The 10,401-nt window shown below is 47.6% G+C and carries 8 protein-coding genes; 3 read left to right on the top strand and 5 right to left on the bottom strand.

Going from position 1 to position 10,401, the window contains the following annotated elements; genetic code table 11:
• Positions 1–278: 278 nt before the first annotated feature.
• The 4 genes from JSU04_19485 to JSU04_19470 all read right to left on the bottom strand — a co-directional run bounded on the left by JSU04_19485 (position 279) and on the right by JSU04_19470 (position 3,358).
• Complete coding sequence (locus tag JSU04_19485; GenBank protein MBS1972498.1) at positions 279–1,214, bottom strand: LysR family transcriptional regulator; 936 nt, start codon at positions 1,212–1,214, stop codon at positions 279–281.
• Between the two features lie 33 nt (positions 1,215–1,247).
• A complete protein-coding gene (locus JSU04_19480) occupies positions 1,248–1,781 on the bottom strand; it encodes a hypothetical protein (GenBank protein ID MBS1972497.1) in 534 nt (177 codons plus the stop codon).
• Positions 1,747–2,586 (bottom strand): metallophosphoesterase, encoded by an 840-nt coding sequence (locus JSU04_19475; GenBank protein ID MBS1972496.1) that lies wholly within the window; start codon positions 2,584–2,586, stop codon positions 1,747–1,749. The genes JSU04_19480 and JSU04_19475 overlap by 35 nt, the downstream gene beginning before the upstream one ends.
• Positions 2,587–2,788: 202 nt before the next feature.
• A complete protein-coding gene (locus JSU04_19470) occupies positions 2,789–3,358 on the bottom strand; it encodes a hypothetical protein (GenBank protein MBS1972495.1) in 570 nt (189 codons plus the stop codon).
• 200 nt (positions 3,359–3,558) lie between these two features.
• On the opposite strand from JSU04_19470, the gene JSU04_19465 reads away from it, so the two are divergent.
• Both JSU04_19465 and JSU04_19460 read left to right on the top strand, forming a co-directional pair.
• Positions 3,559–4,866 (top strand): hypothetical protein, encoded by a 1,308-nt coding sequence (locus JSU04_19465; protein ID MBS1972494.1) that lies wholly within the window; start codon positions 3,559–3,561, stop codon positions 4,864–4,866.
• Between the two features lie 77 nt (positions 4,867–4,943).
• Positions 4,944–5,411: a hypothetical protein gene (locus tag JSU04_19460; GenBank protein ID MBS1972493.1), complete on the top strand. Its 468-nt coding sequence runs from the start codon at positions 4,944–4,946 to the stop codon at positions 5,409–5,411.
• Position 5,412: 1 nt separating this feature from the next.
• Here JSU04_19460 and JSU04_19455 read toward each other — a convergent pair whose 3' ends face one another.
• Positions 5,413–6,966: a hypothetical protein gene (locus JSU04_19455; GenBank protein MBS1972492.1), complete on the bottom strand. Its 1,554-nt coding sequence runs from the start codon at positions 6,964–6,966 to the stop codon at positions 5,413–5,415.
• Between the two features lie 164 nt (positions 6,967–7,130).
• Between JSU04_19455 and JSU04_19450 the strand changes: the two genes are divergently transcribed.
• Positions 7,131–10,115: an outer membrane lipoprotein-sorting protein gene (locus tag JSU04_19450; protein ID MBS1972491.1), complete on the top strand. Its 2,985-nt coding sequence runs from the start codon at positions 7,131–7,133 to the stop codon at positions 10,113–10,115.
• Positions 10,116–10,401 lie beyond the last annotated feature (286 nt).

Raw genomic sequence — 10,401 nt, 5'->3', positions numbered from 1 at the left:
TATAACACAGGTTTTTAGAGTGAATTTCCGAGCTCAAGCCTAACGCGAATCATATCACTCATCAAAGAGCGTAATCCCTTCGCCCCGAAGAGATCTCTTGCAGAAATCAAAATCCAAAGCCCCACATAAAATCTCCCCGCATAAGCGAAGCCAAGCACCCCAAAAAACCACGTCAATACTATTTTCTATAATTCGTATCCCGGACAAAACCACTTAGAGAGTACAAACCAGAGCCAAAACCACCACTCCCGCTGCCACAGCGGCGGCCCAGCCCAAGCCTAGCACTCCTCAACGCCCTGAGGGCGGCGGCGAGCTACTTCGGCTTTAAAGAATGTGATGAATGCCTTCACCTTTTGATTTTTAATCTTGTGCTTATGATACAGGAACTGCAGTGGGATTTCTTTCACGCGCCAATCCGGAAAAACTCGCACGAGGCTGCCGTCTTTCCATTCAGGATTTGCAATCATCCACGGCAAAAAACCAAAGCCCTGATGATCCATGATCGCAAGCTTCACCGCCTGAGGCATGTTCACACTCACCGGGCTTTCAATCACAAGCTTATGCGTTTCGCCCTTAGTACTGGTTAAAGGCCAAGTGATGGTCTCACAGTCGCTATTATTAAGCTCAATCACCAAATGCTTTTTAACCAACTCTTCAAACGAAGCCGGCGTGCCGTTCTTGCGCAGGTACTCAGCGCTCGCAAATAAAAACAAATCCATTTCCGCAATAGTAACGGCCATTAAAGAGTCCTGCTTCACAGGACCGATATTCACAACCAGATCGAAGTCGTCCTTCAGCAATGCCTCAGGCCGGTCGGTCATTTGAATGTGCAAACGCACACCAGGATATTTCTTACGAAAAAGACCGACAATGCTCATAAGCGGTCCAGTACCAAGCCCTGTTGGCACGCCGATCTTTAGCTGCCCGCCCAGTTCCGCGTGCGGAGAAAGGTTGTTATCGAGCTGATGGATCAGCTCAGAAAGGCCGCCCCCGACAAGTTCATAGATCTTGCGTCCTTCATCGGTCAGCGTAATACTGCGAGTGTTTCTCTTGAGCAGTGTATGACCGACTTTCTTTTCAAAGGCTGCAAGCTTGCGGCTGATTTTAGATTTTGGAATCTGCAAATAGCGAGAAGCCGCGGAAAGACTTCCCTCTTGCACGACTCGGACAAAGTAATGAATTTCATTAAGGTCTAACTGACTGAGCTTCACCATTTCATCCTCCGGGATTTTAGGCGTGCTTACAAGCTAGAAATTCCAGCGCAGGCCCACTGACGCTGACAACAAATCCGTCCAGGATAACGACCCATTCGCAACTACCTGCGACTCCATGGATTTATCCAAGGCCGCCACTTCGGTATAAACACTGATCTTTTTATATTTGACGTTCGTTCCCAATAAAAACCCATAACGGCGCAAGGTTGGATCGTAATAGTTTTTCTCTGGATATTTTTCTTCACTATCGTAGAAAAATTCGCGGCCATCCGTGTAAGTGCCAAAGATTCCAAAATAGACCGGCTGCCACTGAATATCATAAGGCAGGTCTAGCAACCACGGAGCGTAACGGAATTTCAAACTGATCTGGTCGACACGTTGCCCGTCAGAATCTTCCGAGCGTCCCAAGAGTAAATCTAAACCAAGCGTTTGTTCATCGTTTTCAATACCGGCGAAGATGACTTTTTCACCGAGCCATCCCGCGTGCTGAACTCCGGCGGAAAACTCCAGGGCTTCGGCACTGGCAGCAAAGCTAATGAGAAAGAGAACCCTGATAAGTGTTTTCATTGGAGGCTCCTTTGTAGGATTCAAGCTGGAACTCACCGTCTTGCAAGCTGAGAACTAAGTAACTTGCATCTTCAATACGAGGAACTTGCAAGTAGCGGACGTTGTTAATGGTATCAAAACCAAAGACATGACGATGGCCGTTGATCACCCACTGAACACCGTTGTTTTCATAGAGCGATTTCATTTTCTCGCTCATCTCGTCGGTGAAGGCATCGGCGTTGTCGTAGTTAATATGCTGAATCACGATTTTTGGTACACCTGAATTTTTCGCGAGCTCGGCCTCAAGCCAGTCGAGACTCCAGCCTTCGTTAATAAATTCCAAGCGGTTGTTATTAAAAAAGATGAAGTGATAGCCATGATAGACGAAGGCATAATTATATTCGCCAAAATAGTTTTTATAGATCTTGCGGCCTTTGCCAATGGCATCGTGATTACCGATCACGGTAAAGGCCGGCGCATTCAAACGCGTGAACTTCGAGATAAATGCATCGTATTCGAAGTTATAGGCACTGTCGGTCATATCACCGGCATGAACCACGAAGTTGAGGTCATTGCGCTGATTGAGGATGTCTACGACGGTGTCGATGTCATTGTAGTTATGATGATTATCGGACATCAGCGCAATCTTAATACCGTTCTGGTCTGTGGGGACGATTCCCTGCAAATCACTGAACAGGCGCTCTTGCTGACGCAGGTTTTGCTGACTGCCCGAAGATTCGATATGATCTGTGAAGGGCGATCCCTGGAACTTCGCACAGCCTGCAACGACGAAAGAGAGGATGAGAATTTGAATTGCGTTTTTCATACAGACCTCTTAGTTTTAATTCTAAGAAGACTGCAGGGACTTTATTAGTCGGTGCCCATAAAAAGCATTGTTGCAGAAATAGAACGATGGCCGAACGCTCGCCTGGAACTCCCTCTCAAGTCAAAATAAAAAAGGCCCCATCACAGGGCCTTTTCATTTTGAGACATCATAAAACGTTTCATTAAAACGTCCGCTTTAAGCACTAGTAGCCGTAGTACATACCTGGGACACCTGCACGGATGCCGCCACCGATGTAGATACCACCACTGATACCCACACCTGCACCACCGTAGTAGCCCGTCGGATATCCATAGTAACCGCCACCATAGTAGCCAGTTGGATAGTTTCTGTATTGATAGTAGTAAGAGTTGTAAGCTCCACCGTTATTGTAGTAGTAGCCACCGTTGTTGTAACCGCCGTTATAACCTACGTTGTAAGCCGGAATACATTGGCCATTTGGCGCCATCCCGAAATTCACTGGGCAATTTGCTTGAGCCAAGCAACCTTGCTGAGTGTAAACCTGACCGGCAACGCAGTTACCATAACCCGTTGTCGCCACTGTCGCAGGCACACATTGATTATTGTAAAGACCATAGTTTACGGGGCAGCCGCCCTGAGGGATGCAGGTATTTTGATAGCTGACCTGACCTGCAGCACATGCCGAAGGAACTGTCGCTACTGTTGGATCGGAATTGCCACCGCCGCTGTCTTTAGCGCAAGCACCAAGGACAAGGAATATAGCAAATACCACGGATTGAAGTACGTTCTTCATAGATGCCTCCACGTTCAAAATTTGGACTCGCCCCCAAGGGTGCACTTGCCGTGCCCACGGCCACACTCTGTAAAAAAGAACTGAGCAGAATTTGCCTGCAGAAGTCTTAAACAGGGGGCCGCAAATAGTTACCCAAACCAGGACAAAGTCTTCGCATCCTCAAGGTGGCCCCCTAGGCACAAACCATGTTTTTTTAAAGTATGGGACTGCGTCTTGGGATCCTAACAATCATTTGCTTGCTTCCATTTTTGGCGCGCGCCAAAGACGGCTGGAGCCTCACCACCGACGCAAAAATCGAAAGCGTTTATTGGCCCCAAACCTATGGTGAAGATACCAACAACACTCTGAACCGCCTCTCCCTGATCCCGGCCTTAACTGGAAAATACGGCAATACTTATCGATTCTTTTTTAAACCCACCTTTCAGTGGGATCCTCAGAATAAATCCAATGAGGAAAAAATATTTGCCGACGTCGGCGAAGCCTATTTCAAACTGCGCGGCGAAACAGCCAGCATTCAAGTCGGCAGCAACATCCTGAATTGGGGCGTGACCGACGGTTACAATCCGATGGATATCGTGAACATGCGCCAGTACTATGACCCGCTTCGCTCCGTGAAACTCGGGATGGGCTCCGTGCTTTTCTCGCATAATACGGAAAAATCCGAGCAGGAACTGATCTATATTCCGAAAAATCGCGAATCGATTTTGCCCGGTATCAATAGCCGCTGGCTTCCGCGCAAAGTCTATATTCCGCGCACGGTGGATAACAACGTCGCCCTGATTCTGCCGGAAGATCTGCGCTACACTTACGAAAGCCGCATGGAACTCAATCATGCGACTGACAACAATGTCGGGCTGCGCCTGCAATGGCACTTGGGCGCGGTCGACCTGAGCTTTACAGGCTATGACGGCATCAATCAGTTCCCGATCGTTCAACCTGAGGTCACGGGCAATGTGATTCAGGTCTCACCAATCATTGTCATTCAAACCGATCCCGACGTGAAACTGCATCTAAAATATTACCGCCAGCGCGCCGGCGGTTTTTCTTGGGTCAGCAATCAATGGAATTTTCTTTTTAAATACGCCACCAACTATTCACAGAGCTATGGCGATGATCCTTTACTGCCAGGATGGACCCATGAAAGCATTGTGGGTCTTGAAAAGAACTTCAATATTGGCTCAGAGGGGCTGCTCGTAGCTCTTGTTCAGTATTCTTTCATAGACACTGAGAAAGAGAACGATTCGAACGTGTCGGTGACAGAAATCTTTCGCCGTTCGTGGATGGCAGGAGGCCGCTTCTCGTGGGGAGATAATTGGACGGTGACTGTCCTTGGGCTCTACGACACACTCCGTTCCAGCAATTTCCAGCAGTACGCGGTGGCTCGCCGGTTTTTCGATGCCTGGACATTGCAAGCCAGTGCCGAAATCATTTCAGGCAATCCAACAACACCTCTTGGTGTTTACAACGAGAATGACAACTATCGGCTCTCGCTCAGTCGTAGCTGGTAAAATTCACAATCATCCGCCGCCCGTCTTTAAATTTTCAGCGGAATTTTATAAATTACTCTCTCACAAAGAGGCGACCTATGAAATTTCTCGGATTTATAGCAACGGCATTGATGATCTCTAGCGCGCAAGCTGCGTGGAACTGCAAAGATGTGTCGGCAAAACTACAACAGCAGAATCCAGGTTCTGAAATCAATTTGACAGTCTCTTGCCTGCCGCAAGTGAGTAGCGATCCCCGCCCACTTTGCCTCACGGTTTTAAAGATCTCGGAAGATCTGTTCCAGTACCATACGAACCGCTACAACCAAGAAGCTTCAGAACTTGTTTTGTCTCCAGTGAGTTCCGCGACAAACAAGACCGCCCACTTCGGCTTAATCACTTTACGTATGGAAAATCACCTAGAAGGCTATCCAGAGTGGAAGTCGACGACAGTCTATAGCCCGGTACTCAGTCAGCTCTATGTGGACTACTATCGCTTCAGTAAGCACCTCGATGCCTATGAGCACATCGAAAATCAATCCTACAGCTGCAAGATCCTTCGCAAATAATCTATTTCGGCGTCGGGCCTGAGCTTGGCATTTTCAAATACAACACCAGGTCGCCGTCTTTCGTGCTCTGCACTTTTTGAACTAGCAACGACACATCATCGGCCACAGGGATTGACGGCAGCGTATAATTCAGCGAGGCCCCTTGCGCGGCACTCTGGATGCGTTTACGAATCGTTTCTGTCGCGAAGGTCTTTGACGGGGAATACTTCGCCACATAACTTGGATCCCAAGATTCTTGCAGGCCAAGTGTCACGTCCGTGAACTTCGCTGCAATCTTGCCGTCATTCAGTGACAGCTTCACGTTGCTGGTCAAGGGCACGGAGAAATTCATAAACGGCACAGACTCCCCGGCACGTGGTGCATACATTTTTGCGTAGAGCGGCGCTTTCACATCGTAACTCAGATGGGCACCGCTGATAGATATATTTTTTGGTGAATAGACTTCAAAGAGGAATTTTGCACTCTTCGGATAATCCATGAGCTCTCGCCACACGAAGAACTGCGTGAATCGCGACTTCATGAGCGTCTGAAATCCCGGAATATCCGTAGAGTAAACTTTTTCACTCCACGTGTTGCCGGCATAAGCCTGCTTTGCCACTTCTAAGACAAAATCCTCCGGCACACGAATCACCGGCGAGCTGTTGGACCCGAGACTGTCTTTTGACAGGCGCAGATTCTTTTGGTCATTAGACTTTAGGCGCGTAAACTCAACTCGAAAAAGTCCATGCACGACAGCGTTTTTTTCCGTACCCGAAAAATCTGTCACACTCATTGAAACCTTAATGTCTGGACGGGCTGTAATGAGGCTACGTGGTTTTGAAAGATCCAAAGAATGTGAACCGACATAATCGCGCACGTACTGCATCAAGGTTGCTTTTTGACTTGTGACAATAGAAGCATCGCCGGTGCGCTGATGGATCTCATCACGAACGATGTCTTCGAAGCCCTCTGCTCCCGAACATTTCATCGCAGTGATCTCCCACGCATCCGGTGTCCAAGTGAGGTTGGCATCATCAACTTGCGCCCGCAAAATAGCACCATCAAACACAGGACTGAGTTGCATTGTCAGAGTGGCTTTGCCTGGCTTTAAGTGGAGATTCACGCCTTCACATTTTGCCTGTACACGGAATCGCCCGATCACTCCGCCGATATCACGTTCAATATATTGATCAATGGCAACCGACTGAATGAAAAGATTAGATTCAAGTCCACGCGACTCGAGTAGAACTGTTTCACCACTGCCACCGATATTTGGCTTTTGCAAACGCGTATTCAAATCTAGTTTTAATCCTGTCATGAAAACTTTCACATCCGGCGTATCAAACGTTTGATCTGGGAGCGCCCAGTTCAATTTGAATTCTTGTTTCTGCAATGTGTCCCATTCTTTTTCTATGAGATCTTGTTGAAAAGATCTTGGAAGCAGCATTTCAAATTCCGTTTGCACAACGGAACTCGCGAACACGACACGGCTCAGGAAAAAACAGATGAGGGCTAACAACAAAAGTCTGAATCGATGGATCTGCATCTTGTTCCCCGTTGTAAGGTATAATAGCATTAAAGGACTCTACTTATGTTAACGGCTTAGATTCTCTTTTCTAAAGTACTAATAGAAAATAAATACCAAACTCTTGCAAAGGAATCTCAGTGACCAATCCATCGTTGGCTAAGGATAAACTTCCAGTTTTTGTCAAAAGAGTCTGCATCAGTGTTTTAATTTTGATGAGTGCATTGACAGTTTTAAGTGTTCTGACCTTCTCACGCTTGCAAACGAAGTATTCTCTGAGTCAATTCCTGCCCAAACAAAATCCGCTATTGGCGCTGGATGCAAAAACAAAAAGAACTTTTCAAATATCGGATTCCCAACCTTTCATTGCGACTTTGCAACTTCTTGATAAGCAACAAACTTGGCTTGAAGTGGAAAAGATTCAATCACTTAAACAAACAACTGAAGAGATGCGCCGAATTGATGGCGTCAAAAATGCTCTGAGCATCGCGACCGTTGAAGGGGCTGTGAATAATAAAGAAGGCCTCAGCGTCGGCCCTTTGCTGGAGTCTATTCCTTCGCAGCGCTGGTTCTCACAGGTTATGCAGAACGCTCTGTTAACGCCGGCCCTGGTATCTAAAGATGCAAAAACGGTTTCTATTGTTGTTTATTTGAAAGACTCGACCTCTGCTGACTTGCAGGCTATGAAATCCGAGATCGAGACCCTTGCCCAAAAGAGTTTGCCATTTGCAAAAGTCGAAATCGGCGGAACGCCCGCGGTGCAATCCGATATCAGTGTGTTGCTACAAAGTGAGATCCGAAACTTCGTGGGTTTGGGTTTTCTCGCATGCTTGATCGTTCTCACAATTGTCTTTGCCAATTTCACGCCGGTGATTATTTCTTTTATTATTACTGTTGTGGCGAACTTGATGATTCTTGCGGCAATGGCAATGCTGGGCTATTCGTTCACAGTTCTTTCAACGACAATTCCGATCCTTGCGACGATCACGGTGATGTCGCTTTGTATTCACTCGATGCTCCGCTTGGTGGAGGAAGCTAAGAACGCGCCACCAATGCCGCACCACCGGCTTGTTCTTCGCACGATGCGTATTCTTTTAGGCGCGAATTTCTTAGCCGCCTTAACGCCGATGATCGGCTTCTTGAGCCTTGCGACTACCAAAGTGCCGCTGATCCGGGACTTCGGCTTAACCGTCGCAATGGCGATCTTTATTTGCTGGTTGGTTTCTTACATTCTTTTAGTACCGCTGCTGATCTTGCTGCCGAAACCACAGGCTCGCAAATGGGCCTGGGCGAAAGCGCGCTGGAGTCTTTACTTCTTCCAAAAAAGCGGCGTTGTGGCGTTGCTAATCATTGGCGTGTCTGTGGCTCTCGCGATCAAAGGCCAAACACTTTCGTGGACTGCCCGCCTTTTCGACGACTTACCAACGGATCACCAGGTTCGCAACTCGACGGAGCTCATTGACCATGAACTCGGTGGGATGATTCCAATTGATATCGAACTGCGCGGAACGAAAGATATTTGGGGGGACCCCAAGCTCCTTGCACAGCTTGACGGCATGGTTCGCCGCTTTCGCAAATACCCGGGCGTCGGCAGCGCCGTGGGTCTTCCGGATCTTTTGGCAGCATCGAATCTGACCCAGAGTCGTTTGCCTGCAAGCAAAGCCTCCACCGCCGAGATCTTGTTTTTGTATTCTCTCTCTGACCAAAGCCCGTTGAAGAATTATCTCAATACGGATTCTTCGCGCACACGGATTGCAATCCGGGCAAAGGACTTGCCGTCCAATGAACTGAATAATTTGGTTGAACGCATGACTCGCGATGCGCGCAAAACCTTCCCCGGTTTTATCGTCAATGCCACGGGCATGGGCTCAACGATTCACACATTGAATAATCAACTGTCGCGCGAACTGATCTTTGGCTTCTGGCAATCAATGTTCGTGATCTTTGTGATCTTAATTTTTGTCTTTAGATCCGTGCGCTGGTCCTTTGTGGCGTGTATTCCGAACCTGGTGCCGCCGGCGGTGCTTCTGGGATTCCTTGCGATTTCACAAACTCCAATTAAACCCAGCATCGCGATTATTTTCTCAATTGCACTCGGCTTGGCATTTAACAATACCGTTTACTTCCTCGAGCGTTTGCGCAGTATTCAAAAAAGCAGCTCGATCAACCGTTTGGATGTGGAAAAAGCGCTATGGCTTGAGGGCAATCCTTGTCTGATATCAAGTTTGACTCTGCTGGCCGGGTTTTCCGTATTTCTTGTCTCGTACTTCGCAATGAATAGAACTTTTGGGTTTTACATGGTGTTGTCTATGGTGGCTGGCCTGGTGGGGGATCTTATTCTTTTGCCGACGCTTCTGAAGAGCTGCCCTTGGTTGTTAAAAACTCCGAATTGGAGTCCAAGAACAAAGGAGAGATTCATGTTCGGCCTGTCAGCATTCAGTCTCACGTTCTTACTCTTTGGTGCAACCTCTTCGGCCCGTGCGGCAATTCCGCCTGTCGACGTACAAAAAATCGCCTCTGAAATTTCAAGCCGCATGAGTGCGAAAGACGAAGAGTTCGACGTCACCATGAAAATCATCGAAGCCGACAAAAGCTCGAAAGAGCGCGGCATGAAAATCATGCGGTTGAGCCCCAGCAAAAAAGAACACTACGTAATGGTCCGCATGCAAACCCCGAAAGATCTAAAGGGCACTTCATTGCTAGCAACTTACAAAGACGGCAAAGAAGAAAAGTGGCTCTACCTACCTTCAAGCAAACAGACCCGTCGCTTGGCTTCGAGCTCCAGCGAATCGAATTCCATTTTGGGATCTGAGCTCAACACCGAGGATTTCAATATCAACACCGAAACGAGTGCAAAGAACACTCTAAAAAAAGAAGCCAAGATCGGTGGTCAGAATTACTACGTGGTTGAAAGTGACGTGAACAAAGTTTCAGGAAATTACTCCAGAGTGATCAGTTATATCGCGCAGAACGAATACTTGCCGGCGAAGTCTGAGGCCTACGACAAGCAAGGAAAGCTCCTCAAAGTCATCGACTTCAGCGACTACAAAAAAGTCGGCGACGGCAAGTGGCGCGCGGGCAAAATCAAAATCCGCAATGTGCAAAATAACCGCGCGACAGAAATCGCGCTTTCAAACATCAAAGTGGATCAAAACCTAAAACCTTCAGAATTCACTCCGAAGGCGCTGAGCGAAGAATAAATTTAGTTGTTGTGCTCGTCTCGCCCAGTCGCGGATAGCACATCGGCCATCCGTCCATGAGAACGGGGCCAGACGACCATCGTGGTCGTCTGGGAATGAAGATTGAATACAAGTACTTAATTCGAAGTTTTGATTGGAGGGAGTCTTCGCACATAAAGCGCGATACGCTCTTCGCGGAAAAGGGTCCCTTAAGTAAAATGGTATATTATACGATTAGGTCGTCTATTATACCATTTCACTGAAACACTCTTTAATTCTAACGAGAACTATTTGAGTGATCGCCTAT

The sequence above is a fragment of the Bdellovibrionales bacterium genome, from assembly GCA_018266295.1.
GTDB lineage: Bacteria > Bdellovibrionota > Bdellovibrionia > Bdellovibrionales > Bdellovibrionaceae > JACMRP01.
The sequence above is the reverse complement of the archived record's forward strand: the minus strand, read 5'-3'. Positions and strand labels throughout refer to the sequence as shown.